At 64.7% G+C, this 19,464-nt stretch carries 19 protein-coding genes; 7 read left to right on the plus strand and 12 right to left on the minus strand.

Annotated features, from left to right (window positions below; genetic code table 11):
- Both VPH40_RS17670 and VPH40_RS17675 read right to left on the minus strand, forming a co-directional pair.
- The gene (locus tag VPH40_RS17670) at positions 1 to 507 is read right to left on the minus strand and encodes a nuclear transport factor 2 family protein (RefSeq protein WP_289899961.1); all 507 of its coding nucleotides are present in this window, start codon (positions 505 to 507) and stop codon (positions 1 to 3) included.
- Positions 508 to 660: 153 nt separating this feature from the next.
- Complete coding sequence (locus VPH40_RS17675; protein ID WP_328574080.1) at positions 661 to 1,266, minus strand: FMN-dependent NADH-azoreductase; 606 nt, start codon at positions 1,264 to 1,266, stop codon at positions 661 to 663.
- A 134-nt stretch (positions 1,267 to 1,400) separates the two neighbouring features.
- Here VPH40_RS17675 and VPH40_RS17680 point away from each other — a divergent pair, with 134 nt between their 5' ends.
- The gene (locus VPH40_RS17680; RefSeq protein ID WP_305054407.1) at positions 1,401 to 2,315 is read left to right on the plus strand and encodes a LysR family transcriptional regulator; all 915 of its coding nucleotides are present in this window, start codon (positions 1,401 to 1,403) and stop codon (positions 2,313 to 2,315) included.
- Positions 2,316 to 2,373: 58 nt separating this feature from the next.
- A complete protein-coding gene (locus VPH40_RS17685) occupies positions 2,374 to 2,601 on the plus strand; it encodes a hypothetical protein (protein ID WP_099665181.1) in 228 nt (75 codons plus the stop codon).
- 3 nt (positions 2,602 to 2,604) lie between these two features.
- On the opposite strand, the gene VPH40_RS17690 is transcribed toward VPH40_RS17685, so the two are convergent.
- The 6 genes from VPH40_RS17690 to VPH40_RS17715 form a co-directional block, all read right to left on the minus strand.
- Positions 2,605 to 2,916: a MerR family transcriptional regulator gene (locus VPH40_RS17690; RefSeq protein WP_099665182.1), complete on the minus strand. Its 312-nt coding sequence runs from the start codon at positions 2,914 to 2,916 to the stop codon at positions 2,605 to 2,607.
- Positions 2,917 to 2,919: 3 nt separating this feature from the next.
- A complete protein-coding gene (locus VPH40_RS17695; RefSeq protein WP_176374871.1) occupies positions 2,920 to 3,846 on the minus strand; it encodes a DnaJ C-terminal domain-containing protein in 927 nt (308 codons plus the stop codon).
- 130 nt (positions 3,847 to 3,976) lie between these two features.
- Positions 3,977 to 4,660 (minus strand): beta/gamma crystallin-related protein, encoded by a 684-nt coding sequence (locus VPH40_RS17700; protein WP_328574081.1) that lies wholly within the window; start codon positions 4,658 to 4,660, stop codon positions 3,977 to 3,979.
- Positions 4,661 to 4,819: 159 nt separating this feature from the next.
- Positions 4,820 to 5,815: a beta/gamma crystallin-related protein gene (locus tag VPH40_RS17705; protein WP_180278612.1), complete on the minus strand. Its 996-nt coding sequence runs from the start codon at positions 5,813 to 5,815 to the stop codon at positions 4,820 to 4,822.
- A 102-nt stretch (positions 5,816 to 5,917) separates the two neighbouring features.
- Positions 5,918 to 6,787 (minus strand): beta/gamma crystallin-related protein, encoded by an 870-nt coding sequence (locus VPH40_RS17710; RefSeq protein WP_328574082.1) that lies wholly within the window; start codon positions 6,785 to 6,787, stop codon positions 5,918 to 5,920.
- Between the two features lie 179 nt (positions 6,788 to 6,966).
- Positions 6,967 to 7,632 (minus strand): beta/gamma crystallin family protein, encoded by a 666-nt coding sequence (locus VPH40_RS17715; protein WP_099665187.1) that lies wholly within the window; start codon positions 7,630 to 7,632, stop codon positions 6,967 to 6,969.
- A 189-nt stretch (positions 7,633 to 7,821) separates the two neighbouring features.
- Here VPH40_RS17715 and VPH40_RS17720 point away from each other — a divergent pair, with 189 nt between their 5' ends.
- Both VPH40_RS17720 and VPH40_RS17725 read left to right on the plus strand, forming a co-directional pair.
- Positions 7,822 to 9,216 (plus strand): MATE family efflux transporter, encoded by a 1,395-nt coding sequence (locus tag VPH40_RS17720; RefSeq protein WP_328574083.1) that lies wholly within the window; start codon positions 7,822 to 7,824, stop codon positions 9,214 to 9,216.
- 214 nt (positions 9,217 to 9,430) lie between these two features.
- Positions 9,431 to 11,641, plus strand: coding sequence for a S9 family peptidase (locus tag VPH40_RS17725; protein ID WP_328574084.1), 2,211 nt, complete (start codon positions 9,431 to 9,433; stop codon positions 11,639 to 11,641).
- 73 nt (positions 11,642 to 11,714) lie between these two features.
- On the opposite strand, the gene VPH40_RS17730 is transcribed toward VPH40_RS17725, so the two are convergent.
- From VPH40_RS17730 to VPH40_RS17740, 3 genes are all read right to left on the minus strand, one after another.
- Entirely contained in the window at positions 11,715 to 11,900 is a 186-nt protein-coding gene (locus tag VPH40_RS17730) for a CsbD family protein (RefSeq protein WP_077400637.1), read from the minus strand.
- A 174-nt stretch (positions 11,901 to 12,074) separates the two neighbouring features.
- Entirely contained in the window at positions 12,075 to 12,707 is a 633-nt protein-coding gene (locus VPH40_RS17735; RefSeq protein WP_305060958.1) for a class I SAM-dependent methyltransferase, read from the minus strand.
- Positions 12,708 to 12,780: 73 nt separating this feature from the next.
- Positions 12,781 to 14,850 carry a M13 family metallopeptidase gene (locus VPH40_RS17740; protein WP_328574085.1) on the minus strand — a complete coding sequence of 690 codons (2,070 nt, stop codon included), beginning with the start codon at positions 14,848 to 14,850 and terminating at the stop codon, positions 12,781 to 12,783.
- Positions 14,851 to 14,988: 138 nt separating this feature from the next.
- On the opposite strand from VPH40_RS17740, the gene VPH40_RS17745 reads away from it, so the two are divergent.
- Both VPH40_RS17745 and VPH40_RS17750 read left to right on the plus strand, forming a co-directional pair.
- Positions 14,989 to 15,816: an HDOD domain-containing protein gene (locus VPH40_RS17745; protein ID WP_099668200.1), complete on the plus strand. Its 828-nt coding sequence runs from the start codon at positions 14,989 to 14,991 to the stop codon at positions 15,814 to 15,816.
- Between the two features lie 223 nt (positions 15,817 to 16,039).
- Entirely contained in the window at positions 16,040 to 16,291 is a 252-nt protein-coding gene (locus VPH40_RS17750) for a flagellar protein FliT (protein WP_257218715.1), read from the plus strand.
- Between the two features lie 432 nt (positions 16,292 to 16,723).
- On the opposite strand, the gene VPH40_RS17755 is transcribed toward VPH40_RS17750, so the two are convergent.
- On the minus strand, positions 16,724 to 17,857 hold the full coding sequence (locus VPH40_RS17755; protein ID WP_328574086.1) for a type IV pilus assembly protein FimV: 1,134 nt from the start codon (positions 17,855 to 17,857) through the stop codon (positions 16,724 to 16,726).
- A gap of 172 nt (positions 17,858 to 18,029) precedes the next feature.
- Here VPH40_RS17755 and fumC point away from each other — a divergent pair, with 172 nt between their 5' ends.
- Entirely contained in the window at positions 18,030 to 19,424 is a 1,395-nt protein-coding gene (gene fumC, locus VPH40_RS17760; RefSeq protein WP_328574087.1) for a class II fumarate hydratase, read from the plus strand.
- Positions 19,425 to 19,464: the final 40 nt, after the last annotated feature.

Raw genomic sequence — 19,464 nt, forward strand, 5'->3', positions numbered from 1 at the left:
CTACTTTCCGGCCTCGGCCGCGGAATGCATGGACCACACGACGCTGAGGATTTTCCATTCGCCATCGCGCTTGACCATTTGCCACGCTTCCACGCCATAGTTGGACAATTTATTGCCGACGAGGAATTCGTAGTCGAAGTTGACCCACGCGACATGGCGGTCCTGGGTGATCTTGACGTTGTAGAATTTTTCTTCCGTGCGCTGGGGTTCACGCTTGATGAAGTTGGCGAAACCGACATAGCCGGCCGCCCCGACGCCGTCGAAGTGGACGTCCGTCGTGTCGCGCATTTTCTTGATGAAATCGTCGTCGGCAGGCGAGGCGAACAGGATGTTCGTATGCAGCAGCAGCGACGAGAGCAGCTTGACATCCTTGGCGATCAGGGCCGCCTGGAAGTCGGCGACGACTTTTTCAATGGCGCGGATATCTTCGGGTGTGGAAGCATGGCGCCCCACGTGGGACGGCGCAGCTGGCGCAGTTTGCGCCAGCGCAATGCCTGCTGAAAACAAAGAACATCCGAACAATACCGCGCTTGCCAACTTGTGCATGAGGGACTTTCATGGCGAACCGCTCGCCGGGCCGGCACGGGGCGTGCCGCCGGCAAGCTTATGTCAACCATGGCAGATTGGCAATCCCCCTTTGGAACTAGAGGCGAGCCTGACTCAGGCAGCCAGGGCTTCGATCGAGGCGCGGCCCTTGGCGATCGCGCTGCTGACGGCTTCCTCGCCCATGGCCACGCCTTCGGCTTGCACGAACTCGATCTCGGTGATGCCGATGAAGCCCAGCGCCGTGCGCAGATAAGTGCTCAGGTAGTCATACGCGGCGCCGGGGCCTTCGCTGTAGACGCCGCCGCTGGCCGTGAAAATGACCGCTTTCTTGCCCGTGGCCAGGCCGACCGGGCCCGTCGCCGTGTACTGGAACGTGCGGCCCGCGCGCGCCACGTGGTCGATCCACGCCTTCAGGGTCGAGGGCACGGAAAAGTTGTACATGGGCGCGGCCAGCACCAGCACGTCGGCCGCCAGCAATTCGTCGACCAGGGTATCGGACAATTGCACGGCCGCTGCCGCCTGCGCGCTGCGCTGGTCGGTCGGGGTGAAGAAGGCGCCCATCACCTCTTCCGTCAAGTGCGGCACGGGCTGCGCCGCCAGGTCGCGTTCGACGACGCTGGCCCCTTGCGCGGCCAGTTTGGCGACGAATTCGCCGGACAATTGACGAGAAAGGGAACCGCTGTTGCGCACACTGCTATTAATGTATAAGACCTTGCTCATGAAGTGCTCCTGTGAAGATGGGTGACGGGAATGGCCGCATCGCAGCCCTTGCACACAGCATAGTTCGGGTCTACCATCGAGAAAACCGTGTAAATATAAATGATTAGCATCGAATTTCTGGATATGGAGTCAGCATGAGAGAACCGGGCCAGCCTTCGCTCGACCAGTTGCGCGTGTTTGTCGCCGTCATCGACGCGGGCGGTTTCGCCCACGCGGCGCGCCAGTTGCACCGCACGCAGTCGGTGATCAGCTACACCATCGCCAACCTGGAAGAACAACTGAACGTGGTGCTGCTCGACCGCGGCAAGCGCAAGCCCACCCTGACGGACGCGGGCAAGGCCCTGCTGGCCGACGCGCGCGCCGTGGCCCTGAAGGTCGACGGCATGCGCGCGCGCGCCAAGGCCTTGGCCGGCGGGCTGGAGGCGGAAGTGTCGGTGGTGGTCGACGTGATGTTTCCCACCTGCGTGCTGGTGCGCGTGCTCGAAGCGTTCCAGGCGCAGTTCCCCACCGTCGCCCTGCGCCTGCGCATCGAGGCCATGGGCGCCGTGGCGCAACTGGTGATGGATGGCAGCTGCCACATCGGCCTCGGTGGCTGGATGACGGCCACGGCCAGCGTCTTCGAGCGCCTGGCCGTGGGCCACGTGCGCCTGATTCCCGTGGCCGCGCCCAGCCACGCGCTGGCGCAGCTGGCAGGCCCGATCGCCTCCAACGTGGCGCGCGAACACGTGCAGCTGGTACTCAGCGACCGCAGCGTGCTGACGGAAGGCCAGGATTTCGGCGTGCTGGGATTGCGCAACTGGCGCCTGGGCGACCTCGGTTCCAAGCACGCACTGCTGCGCGCGGGCCTGGGCTGGGGCAACATGCCCGAAGCGATGGTGCGCGACGACCTGGCGGAAGGCCGCCTGGTGCACCTGCCGCTGGCCGTCGACAATGGCGAGAATTACCCGATTTATCTGATCCAGCGCGCCGACACGCCGCCGGGCCAGGCGGGCAAGTGGCTGACGGAGCGGTTTGCGGAACAGTTGCCGCTACTGGCACAAGTCTTCTAGAAGCGCGCGCGGGCGGGTATCATGCGCGCATACATTGATCAGCATCAGAAGGAACCACATGGCCGGCATCGACGACTTCGTCAACAAACAAAAACCTGGCGCGCGCTTCGTCATCACGGCGCAGATGCTGCGCATGACGCCGCAGCAATTCGATTCGCTGGCGCAGGAATGGATGGAAGACGGCGGCCCCGGCTTCGACGTGGCCGGCATCCCGCACCGGGTGGTCGTCGACGGGCAGTTCTATATTGCCCGGCTCACCGTGCAGCGGCACGGCGAGCCGGCATAAGGCCTAATCGACGCCCAGCACGTGCAGGCGGCGCCGCAGGCGCGCCACTTCTTCCGACAAGTCGACCACCAGCGCGGCCAGTTCGGCGTTCGCGTCGAACACGGATTCGATTTCGTGCAGGCGGCGCGCGCGCACCAGGTCCAGGCTGGTGAAGCGCCAGGCCGTGAGTTGCCCCGCCGGCGGGCCATTTTGCAGCAGCACGCCCGTCTGCACGTGCTGCACCACCCAGTCCGGCTCCACGGCGCAGGCGCGCGCCAGTTCTTCCAGGCTCAGGGCACGGTCTTCCAGCAATTCGCCAATTACCTTGTTTGTCATGATTTACCCTCCCAGCTTCTGGCGCGGATTGAAAGCCATCTCGCGCGCCATGGTTGCATACAGTTCGCGCGCCTTGTCATCGTTCGCCGGCGGCAGCACCACTTCCAGCAGCAGATACAGGTCGCCCGGCTGGGCGGCGGGGATGCCCCGTCCCTTCAGGCGCAGCTTGCGCCCCGTCTGCGAATTGGGCGGCACGCTGACGGAGACCGTGCCCGATGGCGTGGGCACGTCGATCTCGCCGCCCAGCGCCGCTTCCCACGGCGTGACGGGCACCGTCTCGAAGACGTCGCGCCCTTCCACCTTGTAGCGCGCATCGGGCCGGAAGCGGATTTCCAGGTACAGGTCGCCGGCCGGCGCGCCGCCGCTGCCCGGATTGCCCTGCCCCTTCATGCGCAGCTGCTGGCCTTCCGTGACGCCTTTCGGTATCGTCACTTCCAGCGTGCGCTCGCGCGTCACCACGTGGCCTTGCGCATCCGCCTCGGGCACGCGCATGACGATATGGCGCTTGGCGCCCTGGTAGCTGTCCTGCAAATCGATGGTGATGGCGGCGTGGCTGTCTTCGCCCTGCATCTGGAACGTGCTGTTGGCGCGGCGCCGCCCGCCCACGTGGGCGAACAGGTCGGCAAAGAAGTCGCTGTCGTCGGCGCCCGACGATTCGTAGCCTGAACCCCAGTCCGGCGGCGGGCGGAAGGGCTCTCCCTTGGGATGGCCCTGCGCGCTGCGGCCCAGTTCATCGTAGGCGGCGCGCTTTTCCGCGTCGCCCAGCACGCCGTAGGCTTCGTTGAGGGCCTTGGTGCGCTTGTCGGCGTCCGGCTCCTTGCTCACGTCGGGATGGTATTTGCGTACCAGCTTGCGGTACGCCTTCTTGATCTCGGCCTCGGTCGCCGTCTTTTCGACGCCAAGCTCCTTGTAATAATCCTTGTATTCCACCGTGCCTGCTCCCCATGGTTGAAGTGCCTGTAGGAAGAGTACACGAATTGGCCGAAGGACAGCGGACGCACAAACCAAACCGCCCGCGGGACACGGGTCGCGCGGGCGGTGCAAGGGCAGCGGAAAAGGTCTAGCGCACGCGGCGCAGCGAGGAAATGCGGCGATCCAGGCCATGGTGCAGGCGGCCATAGCTGCCAGGCCCCATCACCACGCAGCGGCCGCGGAAGTTGGCGTCGACGCAGAATTCCCAGCGGCCGTAATTGACGACGATCGATTCGGCGCGGTCGTTGAAGCCATAGCGGCTCAAGTCGCGCACTTCGCGGTCCAGGCGCACGGGCCGGCCGCGCATGCCCGCATCGGGGAACATCAGCACGGCGCCGTTCATGTCGGGACGGTGGCCGCCGCCATGGCCGTGGCCAGGGTATGGGCGTTCCGGCTCCGGATACGGACGGTTCGGCCGCGGCGGGTAGGGACGGTGATCGCCGCCGCCGTGACCCGGCCGGCCCACTTCGCGCACCGAGGAAACGGCGTCGTTCATGCCCGGCATGGTGTCGTAGCGGCCCGGTCCCAGGGTGCGGCAATTGCCACGGTAATTGGCGTCCTTGCACACTTCCCAGGTGCCCGAGCGCACGATGATGCTGGAGGTCTTGTCGTTAAAGCCCATGCGCGACAGATCGCCCGCATCGGAACGCAGGGTGACCGGACGGCCGCGGAAACCGGCATCCTCGAACAGGGTGATTTCGCCCGCCGATGCGGCAAGGGGGGCGAGGAAGGTGGCGGCGCACAGCAGCGCGGGCCGGAAAGATCGAACCATGACAACTCCAATACTGAGACATTTTCGCCAGTGTAGTCCAGGCGACAGGCGGCGAGTGTAACAAAGGGCAAGCAAATGTCAGCACACGGCAGGGAATGTAAAAACCGCCTGGCGGGATCAACCCGGCAGGCGGCCTGTCAGTATCGCGTCAAGGCGCGATCAGCGCACGCGGCGCAGCGAGGAAATCTGGTTTTCCATGCTGTTCAGGCGGCCGTATTCTCCCGGCCCGATCACTTCGCAGCGGCCGCGGAAGTTCGAATCGCTGCACACTTCCCACTGCCCCTCGTTGACGACGATGGACGAGGCGCGGTCATTGAAGTTGTAGCGCACCAAGTCTTCCGCATTGCGGTCCAGCGCCAGCGGTTCGCCGCGCATGCCCGCTTCGGGGAACAGCAGGACGGCGCCGCGCTGCTGGTACTGCTGTTGCGGATACTGCTGTTGCGGATACTGCTGCTCGTATTGCGGCCGCTGGTACTGCTGCTCATACTGCTGCTGGCGGCGCGCTTCGCGCTCGTCGACCATGCGCGCCGACGAGACGCGCCCATCGAGGCCGCGCCCCAGGTCGTCGTGGCGGCCGGGGCCGAAGATGCGGCACACGCCGTTGTAGTTCGAATCGCTGCACAGCTGCCAGTAGCCGTTGTAGATGACGATGCTCGTGGTGCGGTCGTTGAAGCCGATACTGACGAAATCGTCCGTATCGCGGTTCAGGCGCGCCGAGCCGCCATTCTGCCCCGCGCCCGAATACACTTCCAGGGTGCCGCCACGGCCATAGCCGCCATGGCCGCGGTCCGGATCGCGCCCGGGGCGTCCCGGATTGTAGCCGTCGCCGCGCCCCGATTCGCGCACCGAACTGATGGCGTCGTTCATGCCCGGCATCGAGCGGTACTCGCCCGGCCCCAGGGTCTTGCAATTGCCGCGGAAGCCGGCATCGGTACACACATCCCAGGTCCCCGAACGCACCAGGATGCTCGATGTCTTGTCGTTGAAGCCAAAGCGCGACAAATCGTCCGTCGTCTCGCGCAGGTTCACGGCGCGGCCCCGGAAATTATCATCCTCGAACAAGGTGATATCGCCCGCATGGGCGGTTGCATGCGCCCCCAGCGAGAGCAGCAAGGTCGCCGCGCATGCCAGCGCGTGTTTGAAAGGGCCCGTCATGATTAACTCCATTCTTCATTCTTTGGTGATGATTCGCCTGGCCAAAACGCCAGGGTGTTAGTGTAACAAATACAAGGCCTCGGCGAAGGCCCGGTCGCGCATTCAATACAGGCGACGCAGCGAGGAAATGCGCTTTTCCAGCGTCGCGCCCAGGGTTTCATACTTGCCCGGTCCCATGCGTTCGCAGGTGCCGCTGAACTGCGAGTCCGTGCACACTTCCCAGGTGCCTTCGTGGATGGTCATGGAGGCCGCCTGGTCGTTGAAGTTCAGGCGCACCAGGTCGCTGACGTCGCGGTTCACCTGCAGCCCGGGTCCATTCAGGAACGCGCGGCCGTACAGCACCACCAGTCCCTCGTTATTTTGCGGACGGTTCTCTTCGCGCGGATCGACCATGCGCGCGGACGACACGCGCCCGCTCAGGCTGCCCAAGTCATCGTGGGTGCCAGGTCCGAACACGCGGCAGCTGCCGCGGTAGTTGGAATCGCTGCACAGCTGCCAGTAGCCATATTCGATGCGCGCGCTGCTGGCGCGGTCGTTGAAGCTGATGTCGACCAGGTCGTCGCGGTCCGCGTTGATGCCGGCAGACGCGCCGCGCTGGCCGCCGTCCGCATACAGTTCCAGCGCCGCGCGGCGGCCGCCGTTGCTGCTGCTGCTGCTGCCGCCGACTTCGCGCACGGATGAAATCTTGTCGTTCATGCCCGGCATCGAGCGGTAGTCGCCGCGTTCCAGCGTCTTGCAATCGCCCTTGAAATCGGAATTCGTGCACACTTCCCAGCTGCCCGACTCGACCTGGATGCTCGACGCGGCGTCATTGAAATTGACGCGCGACAGGTCATCGGTCGTATCGCGCAAGACCACCACCCTGCCCTTGAAATTATCGTCGGTGTACAGGCGGATCTCGCCGGCCTGCGCCGCGAGGTGGACAAACAGCGAACTGGCGCACAGCAGGGCAAAAGCGAACGGGCGATTCATGGGGCGGTCTCCGGTGGCGGCAAAGGCAAGTGATCGACATGACAACTGATGCCAGTGTAGCCATCCGTAGAAAAAACGGTGTAACAAAGTATGAGAAAAGGACAACAAATTGTTACCAAAAGCAATAACCGGCCCTGCGGGAGCCGGTTATTGCCATTTCGCTGACGCGCTGCCCCGCGTCAGCGCACTTCGCGCACCGACGAGATGCGGTTGCTCAGGCGCTCCAGGCTCGCGTATTCACCGGGTTCCAGGGTGCGGCAGCGGCCGCGGAAATCCACGTCCTCGCACACTTCCCAATAGCCGGAGCGCACGCGCACGCTTTGCACCGTGTCGTTGAAATCGCGCTCGCGCAAATCGGCCGAGGCATTGCGCACGGTCAAGCTGCGGCCGGCGAAATCGTCGCGCGTATAGAAGGTCAGTTCGCCGCCCAGCGAGCGCCCCGGCAAATGGCCGCGCTCGCGGTCGCGGTCACGGCGGCCGTCCCAGTCGCGCCCCCGGTCGCGGTCGCGGCCCGGATAACCATCCCAGCCGCCGCGCACTTCGCGCAGCGAGGTGATCTTGTTGGCATGGCCGTCCAGCGACGGATATTCGCCCGCCTCGAGCAGGAAGCAGGCGCCGCGGAAATCGGCTTCCTCGCACGCTTCCCAGCGGCCCGAGCGCACGCGGATGCTTTGCGTCGTGTCGTTGAAACGGACCTCTTCCAGGTCGGCGACGGCGTCGCGCACGGTGTGCGAGCGGCCGTGATAATCGTCGCGCGAATACAGGGTCAGTTCGCCGGCGCCGGCCAGTTCGGCCGTCATGGCGGCGCCCAGCAGCAGGGCGCAGTTCAAAGCTTTCTTCAACATGGTCTTACTCCATAGTCAGGGTACTGCGGTTGACTATTTGGTCATCTTGCCAAATAGAGCGCGCAGTCTATCCGCGACTGGCCCACTTAGCTGTAACAAATGATTACCGCGCGCCGCCCCCGGGGGCGGCACGGCGGACAAGCACGGCGAATGCCGGTAGAATCTTGTGTTTAGTCAAGCTTGCCGACCATGCCACACACTACCTCGTTCACCCCGCCCGCCGTCCGTACTGAAATTTCTTCGCTGTGGAAGCTGGCGTGGCCCATCCTGATCGGCCAGCTGGCCACCGTCGGCATGGGCGCGGCCGACGTGGCGATGACGGGCCATACGAATCCCGAGGAACTGGCCGCCGTCTCGCTGGGCGCGGCCATCTGGTCCATCGTACTCGTCACCGTGAGCGGCATCATGATGGCGATCAATACGCTGGTGGCGCATGAAATCGGCGCCGCGCGCCACGACCGGGTGCCGCACATCGTGCGCCAGTCGCTGTGGAAGGCGCTGCTCGTGGGCCTCGTGGCTTGCCTGCTGACGAACATGGCGGCGCTGGTGTTCGACCACCTGATGCTGGAGCCAAACGTGGCTGCCAAGGCCAAGCTGTTCGTGCACATCATCAGCTGCGCGCTGCCGCCGTTCGCCGCCTACCGCGCGCTGTACGGCTACAGCACCAGCATCAACCAGACCAAGCCCGTGATGGTCATCGCGCTGGCCGCGCTGGGCCTCAATATCCTCGTCAACTACCTGCTGATCTACGGCCACTGGGGCATGCCGAAGATGGGCGGCGTGGGCTGCGCCGTGGCCACCACCTGCTGCGTGTGGATGATGCTGCTGGCCATGCTGGCCTGGATCAAGATCGCGCCCGCCTACCGCGCTACGTACCCGTTCACGCACTGGGAAGGGCCGCAGCTGTCGTCCATCGGCCCCATGCTGCGTTTGGGCCTGCCCATCGGCGTGACCTACTTTGCCGAAGTGAGCGCGTTTGGCGTCATCAGCCTGCTGGTGGCGCGCTTCGGCGTGATCCAGGTGTCCGCGCACCAGATCGCCCTGAATTTCTCGTCCGTCGTCTTCATGGTGCCGCTCACGTTCGGCATCGCGCTGGTCACGCGCGTGGGCCATGCCGTGGGCGAAGCCAACCTGCGCCGCGCGCGCTTCATTTCGTGGGTGGGCGTGGCCATGTCGCTGACGGCGGCCATCGTCTCGGCCACCGTCATCACCGTGTTCCGCCACCAGATCGCGCAAGCCTACACGTCCGACCCGCAAGTGCAGGCCCTGTGCGCGCAGCTGCTGCTGTTCGCCGCCCTGTTCCAGCTGTCCGACGCGACGCAGGTGGCCACGTCCTGCGCCATCCGCGGCTACAAGGTGACGCGCCAGCCGATGCTGATCCAGCTGCTGGCCTTCTGGGGCTTCTCGCTGCCGATCGGCTACGTGCTGGGCCTCGCGCCGGCCGGCTTCCCCTGGTCGCCGGCCGAGCCGATGGGCGCTGCCGGTTTCTGGATCGGCCTCGTCACGGGTTTGACGGTCGCCGCCGTGCTGCTGACCTGGTACTTGAACCGGCTGTCGCTGCAGCGCCTGCGCGCGGCGCATTGAAACAATGCATGGAACACAGGGTGGCGCGCAATTTATGCATGCCGCCCTCCCTGCTTCGCCATACAAAGCCCCAGCGCCGCACTCTTTCCGCCAAAGTAAAGAAGGCAATTGCCGGATTATTCCGTGGCTGGCCCTATCGCATTAAACGCCGTGCTCTGGTATCGTTTGCTGTCAAGCATCTTCTTGACATCCCTTTACAATCACCGAGACATCCATGCGTTTTATTCTTTGTTTTCTGGCCGCGATGGCCAGCGTTCCCGCATCGGCTGAAAAGCTGACCCTGGAACGCATCCACGCCGATCCGGCGCTGGCCGGCCCCGGCGTGCGCAACCTGAAGGTCTCGCCCGATGGCGAGCGCGTCACGTTCCTGCGCGGCCGCGCGGACAACCAGTTCCAGCTCGACCTGTGGGAATTCAAGCTGAAGGACAAGAGCACGCACCGCCTGGTCGACTCGAAGGCGCTGGTGCCGAATGAAACGATTTCGCCCGAAGAGCAGGCGCGCCGCGAACGCGAGCGCACGGCCAGCCTGAACGGCATTCTCAGCTACAGCTGGTCGCCGGACGGCAAGCAGCTGCTGGTGCCGCTGGCCGGCAATCTGTACCTGGTCGACGCGGCCCACCCGGACAAGGCGCGCCTGGTCGCCAAGGGCAATGTACTCGATCCGAAAATCTCGCCGAAAGGCCGCTACGTATCGTTTGTGCGCGATCAAAACATCTATGTGATCGACCTCAAGACGAACAAGGAACGCCAGCTGACGACCGATGGCAAGGGCACCATCCGCAACGGCGAAGCCGAATTCGTGGCGCAGGAAGAAATGGGTCAGCGCACCGGCTACTACTGGGCTCCCGACGATTCCGCCATCGCCTATAAACGCTATGACGAAGCGCCCGTGCCCGTCGTGCGCCGCTTCGAAATCTTCGCCGACCGCACCGACGTCGTCGAGCAGCGCTACCCGGCTGCGGGCGACCCGAACGTGCTGGTGCAGCTGCTGATCGTCTCGCCGGAAACGGGCGCGCAGCGCCAGGTGGACCTGGGCACGAACCCGGACATCTACCTGGTGCGCGCCGACTGGAGCGCGGACGGCAAGTCGCTCGTGTACCAGCGCCAGTCGCGCGACCAGAAGACCCTCGACCTGGTCGCCGTCGATGCGGCCACCCTGGCGCAGCGCACCTTGCTGACGGAAACGTCAAAGACCTGGGTCAGCATCCATGACGACCTGCGCTTCCTGCCGAACGGCCAGTTCCTGTGGTCGTCCGAGCGCACGGGCCGCAACCACCTGTACCTGTACGACATGGGCGGCAAGCTGCTGCACCCGGTCACTTCCGGCGAGTGGGGCATCGACAGCGTGCTGGCCGTGAACCAGAAGACGGGCAAGGTCTACGTATCGTCGAACCGCGATGCCGTCATCGACAAGCAGACCTACGCCCTGGCCCTCGATGGCAGCACGGCCGACAAGCCGCAGCGCGTCACCAAGGCCGATGGCTGGCACGACACGACGTTCTCGCGCAATGGCGAAGTGTTCGTCGACACGTATTCCGACCCGGCCACGCCGCCGCAAGTGAGCATCCGCCGTCCGGACGGCGCCATGGTGGGCTGGCTGGAAGAAAACGCGCTGAACGCCAGCCATCCGTACTACAAGTACAAGGCGGACCACCTGCCGACCGAATACGGCACCCTGAAGGCCAACGATGGCCAGACCTTGCACTATTCGATCGTCAAGCCGTCGAACTTCGACGCGGGCAAACGCTATCCCGTCTACCTGTCGACGTATGGCGGCCCGCACTCGCAGCACGTGGCTCGCCGCTGGGGCAACAACTTCGACCAGTACATGGCGCAGCAGGGCTTTGTCGTCTTCCGCCTCGATAACCGCGGTTCGTCGCGCCGCGAGCGCGCGTTCACGGACGCCATCTATCACAACCTGGGCGCGGCGGAAGTGGCCGACCAGCTGGTGGGCATCGACTGGCTGGGCAAGCAAAGCTTCGTCGATCCGAAACGCATCGGCGTCTTCGGCTGGAGCTACGGCGGCTTCATGACCCTGCGCTTGCTGTCGGCCGCGTCCGACAAGATCGCCATGGGCGTTTCCGTGGCGCCCGTGACCGACTGGTCGCTGTACGACACCCACTACACGGAGCAATTCCTCGGCATGCCGAAGGAAAACGTCGATGGCTACAAGGCCAGCACCGTGTTCGCCCACCTGGACGGCCTGAAGTCGCCGCTGCTGCTGGTGCACGGCATGGCCGACGATAACGTCTTGTTCAGCAACAGCACGCGCCTGATCGACGCGCTGGTGAACCGCGGCGTGCAATTCGACCTGATGACGTATCCTGGCGCCAAGCACGGCATCTCGTCGCGCGCGGGCCAGCGCCACGTGTACAAGAAAATCGAGATGTTCTTCAAGCAGAACCTGGCCAATCCAGTGAAATAGGTTTGACCGGCATCAAATAAAAAACCGCCGCCTGTCTCGCGACAGGCGGCGGTTTTTTTATGCGTGCGTCAGATTACGGCTTGCGGGTAACGGTTTCCACCGCGTCCTTGACGTCGCCGACTTTCTTCTGCACTTTGCCTTCGACCTGGTTTGCCAGGCCCTTGGCTTGCTGTTCTTCGCTGCCGACGATCTTGCCAGCGGCTTCCTGGATTTTACCGCCGACTTCCTTCAGTTTACCTTCGACTTGATCTTTGTTCATGATGGATCCTCACTGTAGTTGGTACATCTGTTGTCCGGCCCCGAAGGGCCGGTACTGCGGCTCACACGCTGTTGCAAACTGCTTGCTGCGTGTCGATGTGTCCATACTACGGGGCGGGGGATCAATGCTCTGTACGGTTCCTAACACATGCTCAATTTGCGCCAATATCGGCGATCACGCCGGCTTGCGCCACACGGTGGCCAGCCACGGCTGCTGCTCGCGCGGCAAGCCCGGCGGACGGTAGTACTGGTCGAGCAGGCTGAAACCGGCCGCCTGTACATACGCAGCCCACGTTTCCTCGTCGTGATAGCTGCCGTAGCGGGCGCCGTTCCAGCCTTCCTGGTTCTGCCCGCGCGGATTCGAGCTGAACAGCACGCCACCGGGCTTCAGGCAAGCGTGCAAGGCGCGCAGCACGCCGGGCAAGACGGCGCTGGGCACGTGGAACAGCACGGCATTGGCGAACACGCCGTCGAAGTGCGCGGCCGGCAAATCGAGGTCGACGAAATCCTGCTGCCACACGGTGCAGCCGCTGTAGGCGCGCGCCATCTCGACGAAGCGGGGGCAGCCATCGACGCCCGTGGCGTGATGCCCCATGGCCGTGAACGCCTTCAGGTCGCGGCCAGGGCCGCAACCGAGGTCGAGGATGGCCAGCGGTGCCGGCTTGCCGATGGCGTCCAGCAGCGCGGCGATGTTCTGGCTGACGTCGTGGTCGCGCGTGCCTTCGAAAAACTGCTCGGCGCTGGCGTCGTAATGGGCCAGGGTGCGGCCCGTGATGGCGTGGATGGGGTCTTGCGGTGGGCTTGGCATCATGGCGGTCCTGTCGATATGTTCCGCCATTTTACGCTGCCGACCAGCTCCCCGGCCGGCAGCGTCAGCACTCTTACCAGACGCGCACGCGCTGCTCCGGCGCCAGGTACAGCTGCTGGCCCGGCTGGACGTCGAAGGCCGGGTACCAGGCGTCGAGATTGCGCACGGTGGCGGCACGGTACTGCGCCGGCGCATGGCCATCCGTGAGGATCTGCTGGCGCGCCGCCGCTTCGCGCGCCTTGCTGCGCCAGCTGACGCCATAACCCGTGAAGAAATCGCGGTCCGCGCCCGCCTGCAGCGGCTTGCCCTGCTGCGACAGGGTGAACGCATCATGCGCGGCCGCCACGCCGGCCAGGTCGGCCAGGTTTTCGCTCAGGGTCAGCTGGCCATTCACGGCCAGGTCGGGGAATGGTTTATAGGCCGCGAACTGCGCCACCAATTGCTTGGATGCCGTCTGGAAATGCGCCAGGTCGGCCGGCGTCCACCAGTCGCGCAGCTTGCCCTGGGCGTCGAATTGCGCGCCCTGGTCATCGAAGCTGTGGCTGATCTCGTGGCCGATGGTGGCGCCGATGCCGCCGTAATTGGCCGCGTCGGATGCCTGCGGGTCGAAGAACGGCGGCTGCAGGATGGCAGCCGGGAAGTTCAGCGCGTTTTGCAGCGGCAGGTTGACGGCGTTGACCAGCTGCGCCGGCATGGCCCAGGCCTTGCGGTCGGGCGACTGGCCCAGCTTGGCCAGTTCCTGGCGATAGTGGAACTGTTCCGCCCGCTGCACATTGCCCAGCGCATCGCCGCGCACCACGCGCAAGCCAGCATAACTGTCCCAGCGTTCCGGATAGCCCACGCCCACGTACAGGGTTTGCAGTTTTTCCTGCGCCTGCGCCTTGGTGGCCGGCGCCATCCAGTCCAGCTTGTCGATGCGGCGCGAGAAGGCGGCGACGATATTCGTCACCATCTCCTGCACGCGGGCTTTCGATTCCGGCGGGAAATAGCGTTCCACGTACAGCTTGCCGACGGCGTCGCTGAGGGCCGCATTCGTCGCGGCCAGCGCGCGCTTGCTGCGCGGCGACTGCTGCGGCGTGCCGCTCAGGGCGCTGCCATAGAAGGCGAAGCGCTGGTCGGCGGCCGCCTTCGGCAAGGTGGTGCTGAAATGGTTGATGGCGTGGAAGGCCAGGAAATCCTTCCACGTGGCCAGCGGCACGCTCGCCACCAGCGCGGCACTGCCCGTCATGGCCGACGGATGCCAGACGATGAAATCCGTCTGCTTGCCCAGGCCCGCCGCCTGGAAGAAGGCTTGCCAGTCCAGGCCCGGCGCCTTGCTGGCGAAGTCGGCGGCGCGCCACGCGTTGTTGCCCTTGGCGACATCGGCCGAATCCTCGCGGCTGGCGTGGCTGGCGGCAATTTTCTGTTCCAGCGCAAACACGCGCGCGGCGCGGGCCGGTGCATCGCGGTAGCCGGCCTGCTTGAGCATGGCGGCGATATGCGCCTGGTAGCCGGCGCGCAAGCCCTGCATGCGGGCGCTGTCGTCCTGATAGAAGGCACGGTCAGGCAAGCCCAGTCCGCCCTGCAGCAGGTAGGCGACATTGCGCGTGGTGTCGTTCAAGTCTTGCGCCACCCACAGGCCGAACAGGTTTTCCGTATAAAAATTGGTGGAATTGAGCGGGTCGACATCGGCGCGCAAGCTCTCGCCCAGCGCCCGGGCCAGCCCTGCCTGGTCGCGTATGCCATTGATCTTGCTCAACAAGGGCTTGATCGGGGCCCAGCCTTTCGCTTCGATAGCCGATTCATCCATCCAGGAACGGTAGAAATCGCTGACCTGGCGCGCGGAGGCATCGGCCTGCGGCGCCGCCGCTAGGCCCTCGACGAGGGCGATGATGCGCCCGTTGGTCGCATTGGCGAGGATGGCGAACGAACCCCAGCTGCTGCGGTCGGCGGGAATCTCCGTGCCGCGCAGCCAGTCGCCATTCACGTAGTCATAGAAGTCGTCGCCGGGCAAGGCGGCGGGGACGGCGGCGCCAGCGACATCGGCGGCGGCCGGCTGGCCGTGCGCCCGGGCGGGCAAGCCGGTCAGCGAGACGCCGGCCAGGGCGAGGACGATGGCGGCCTGGACTGGCGTCCGGGACCAGGAAAAACGCAAACCGTGCATGGCGATCCTTTCGATGGAATAGTCAAAATCATAGCCTGTTTCCCATGCAAAAAGCATCCCGGAACTTTTTTGCATGCGGACAAAAAATCGGCCTATAGTTTCACGAGCCCGTGCCGCGTGTACGCCAAGGAGATTGCCATGCAACTGGAAGCGCTGTTCCAGCAACCCCACGCCCTGCCTGCCGCCCCGAAGATCGTCGATGAACTGGTGCGCAGTTTCGACAACCCCGCCATCGCCACCGAAGACATCGCGCGCCAGCTGGGAGCGGACCCGGCCTTGAGCGCCAAGCTGCTGCGGCTGGCCAATTCAGCCTATTACCACGTCTCGCGCAGCATCGGCACGGTGGAAGACGCCGTGCTCATGCTCGGTTTTGTTACCGTGCGCACCCTCGTCATCAGCTCCGGCCTGGTCAGTGGCTTCAAGGCCGTGCCCGGCCTGAACCTGCCGCAATTCTGGCGCTACAGCCTGCACAGCGCCGTGTCGGCCCGCTGGATCGCCAGGCAGACGGGCGACAACCAGGACCTGGCGTTCACCATCGGCATGATGCATGCGATCGGACAACTGGTGATCCATGCCGCCATGCCCGAGCAAGCCATGCAGCTCGACAAGATCGCCCCACCGCTCGATGCGCGCCGGCTCGACGCGGAGCGGGTCTCGCTGGGCTATGACTATGCACAGGTGGGCGCCGAACTGGCGCGCCGCTGGAAGTTCCCCGGCGCCTTTGCCGACGCCATCGCCGCCTTTCCCGACCCGCTGGCCAAGGCGCCGCTGAACCGCCTGGCCGCCATCATCCACCTGGCCGCCTGGCGCGCCCGCATCGATGAAAACGCCCTGAGCAATGAAGAAATCATCGCCTGCTACCCCGGCAACGTGGCCGAAGCGCTCGGTTTACCGCCTTCGGTACTGGTCGACAAGATGCCGCCGCCAGCCGAACTGAGCGCGGGATTGGAAGAACTCGTCAAATAAATCCCCCACCGCCGGCATCGCCGACCCTGCATCCATGCGGGTTTGCGGGCGATTCCGGCGGATCGCCAAAATTATCCAAATTATTTTCACTTTTTTTTCAAAAACACCCTCAAGTTCCCGTTAAGCACGCCGTTAATCTAGACAAGCGGTAATCCATTCACTAGTTACGGGTGTGCTCATGACCTCCAACGACGTTCTTTCGATGTATGAAAATATTGCAGGAATGACCAATAAAATGGTCGTGGCCGCACGTTCGAGCGACTGGAATGACTTGGATGCCCTGGAAAACCAGTGTGCCAGCGCCGCCAGCACGGTCATGACGGGCAAGGTGCCCGCCCAGGCCGGCGCCTCGCGCCTGCGCAAGATCGACTTGCTCAAGCAAATCCTGGCCAACGACCGCGAAATCCGCACCATCACGGAACCGTGGATGACGCAGCTGCCGAACGCCATGCAAGGTTCGCGCGCCCGCATGTAAGTCAATATTGCAGCGCCAGAAACGACAAAAGCACCCGCGGGTGCTTTTTTTTACGTCTGCCGCCTTGCCGGGGAGCACGCCATCTGCGGCGCTCGGGAAACAAGGAGGGGAATTTGGAAGGCGAGCCCCAGGTATCTCCTGGCGTCGCCTCGCTGCCGGTTGCATCCGGCGTTCGCGAGCACATCGTCGGCATCGCGAACCGCTTCCAGACCCAGGCGTTTATGCAACGCTACACCTGTTTGCCGCGCCACACTATCGTTGGTGACTGCGCCAGGCTGGGGCTGTTTTGTCGTAGAGCAAGTCCACTGAATTAATCATATCACCATATTTAAGAAACAGGCAACACGCGATACAAGCATTTTTCTGTCTTTTTTCAATATCTTTTTTTATATCAAATTCCGGCGCCGCCTTGTCGCAGCCCTTGCAACATCATCAACGCGAGAACGGCTCCGGTTCCGGCTCGTCCGCCACGCCCTCTTCCACCGCCTCCGTCAGCACGGGCGCCTCCTTCTTCTTGCGGCCGAATGGCTTGCGCAGCAAGACCCAGTATTTCGACGGCGCACCCGGCCCCGCCGCCTGCTTGCGCTTGCGCACGACGTACACGATGAGCGCCGTCAACAGCAGGAAGGCCAGGGTGCCGATACCCAGCCACAGCAAGCCATTGCCGCCCGCCTTCTTCTCGGCTGCGGGCGCCGCGTGCAGGGGCTTGGGCTTGGCATGCGGCGCCTGCGCCTCGGCCGGCGCGGCAGCCGGCGCAGCGGCAGCGGCGGCAGGCTGAGCCAGCGCCTGCTGCAAGGCGCCGATCTTGCCTTCCAATTCGCCCAGCTTGTCATTCAGGGCCGCGTTTTTCTCATCCAGCGCCACGCACGCTTGCGCCTGCTCAATATTGGCTTGCGGCGCGCAAGCGGCGACGGGCGCCGTGGCGCGGCGCAACGGCGCCGGACGCAGTGCGGCAGCGGGCGGCGCGGGCGCGGCGGGCGGCGGCACGAACACGCGCGCCGGGCGCACCAGGCCCTCGGCGCGCGCGCGGGCCGCCAGGGCGGCGGCATCGGGCGACGGCGCGGCGGAGACGGCGCGCGGCAATGGCAACGGTTGCGGCACGGGCGCGGGCGCCGGAACGGCGGGCCTGGCTGGCGCGCTGACAGGGGCGACGGCGGCGGCGGGCGGGGCCGGCGTCAGCCACAAGGTGCCCAGGCGCACGACGGCGCCATTGCCACTGCCCAGCAATAAATACAGGTGCACATGGCCTGCCTGGATCGCTTGCCGCGTTGTCACGCGCACATAGTGGCGTCCACCGCGCTCCAGCGGGCTGATGGTCAAGGTTTGCAGGGCCGGATCCATGCCGATGCCGCCGCCGCGGTACACATCGGACGAAGCCAGGCGCACGGCCACGCCGCTCGCTTCCTCGGGCGCCAGGGCTGTCAGTTCGATCTCGGCCAGCAAGGGCTGGCCCACGTGCGACAGCACGGCCATGTCACCCAGCTCGGCCGCCATGACAGGCGGCAAGGCCAGGCTGGCGGCGGCGCACGCGATCAGGGACCAACGGGGAAAGATGCTGCTCTGCATGGACTGATCGCTTTGATAACAGGATAGATAAGGGGAACTCGCCTGTCTTTAACGGCAGGAAATCGCAAAAATATAGATGGGTCAGGGCAAAAATGATGCAATACAGCATCATCCTGTGCTTTTTTGACGCCTGGAGTACACTCGATCCACCTCCATCGATGAAAGGGATGCCATGAGTAGCAGAATCGAACGCGACAGTTTCGGCCCGATCGACGTACCCGCCGACCGGCTGTGGGGAGCGCAAACGCAGCGCTCGCTCGAGCACTTCCATATCTCCACGGAAAAGATGCCGCCCGAACTGATCGCCGCCCTGGCCACCGTCAAGCGCGCGGCCGCCCACGTCAACCTGGACCTGGGTCTGTTGGATGGCAAGAAAGCCATCGCCATCACGCAGGCGGCCGACGAAGTACTGGCCGGCAAGCACGAGGCAGAATTCCCGCTGGCCGTCTGGCAGACGGGTTCTGGCACGCAAAGCAATATGAACATGAATGAAGTGCTGGCCAACCGCGGCTCCGAGCTGATCGGCGGCTTGCGGGGCGAGGGGCGCCTGCTGCACCCGAACGACGACGTCAACCTGGGCCAGTCCTCGAACGACATCTTCCCCACCGCCATCCACGTGGCGGCCGCCCTGGCCGTCGCCAACACGGTCTTGCCGCCGCTGCGCCAGCTGCGCGCCACGCTGGACGCGAAGGCGACGGAGTTTGCCGACATCGTCAAGATCGGCCGCACCCACTTGCAGGATGCGACGCCGCTGACCCTGGGCCAGGAATTTTCCGGCTACGTGGCGCAGCTGGACTTTGCCGAGCACATCATCACGGCATCGTTGCCGCCGCTGCTGCAGCTGGCCGCCGGCGGCACGGCCGTCGGCACGGGATTGAATGCCCACGTGGAATTTGCCGGCCGCATCGCGACGGAACTGGCGCGCCTGACGGGCCAGCCGTTCGAGACGGCCAGCAACAAGTTTGCCGCGCTGTCGGCCCACGACGCCCTGGTGGCCGCCCATGGCGCGCTGAAAACCCTGGCCACGGCCCTGATGAAAATCGCCAACGACGTGCGCTGGATGGCGTCCGGCCCCCGTTCCGGCCTCGGTGAAATCACCATCCCAGAAAACGAGCCGGGCAGCTCCATCATGCCGGGCAAGGTCAACCCCACGCAGTGCGAAGCGCTGACCATGCTGTGCTGCCAGGTGTTCGGCAACGATGTCGCCATCACGGTGGGCGGCGCCTCGGGCAATTTCGAGCTGAACGTCTTCAAGCCCTTGATTGCGCACAACTTCCTGCAAAGCGCGCGCCTGCTGGGCGACGGCATGCGCAGCTTCGACGAGCATTGCGCGCACGGCATCGCGCCGAACCGTGAGCGCATCGCCGAACTGATGGAGCGCTCCCTGATGCTGGTCACGGCGCTGGCGCCGCACATCGGCTACGACAAGGCGGCGCAAATCGCCAAGCAGGCCCAGCATGAAGGCACGACCTTGAAGGAAGCGGCGCTGGCCCTGGGCTTTGTGACGGAAGAGCAATTCGGTGCGTGGATCGTGCCCCTGGACATGACGCGGCCCAACAAAAGTTAAGGCTCAGCCTGCATTCCTCCTGGCTTCATGTAAACTATGA

Origin of the sequence: Janthinobacterium sp. P210005 (assembly GCF_036231865.1) — a bacterium.
Taxonomy (GTDB): Bacteria; Pseudomonadota; Gammaproteobacteria; order Burkholderiales; family Burkholderiaceae_D; genus Janthinobacterium; species Janthinobacterium kumbetense.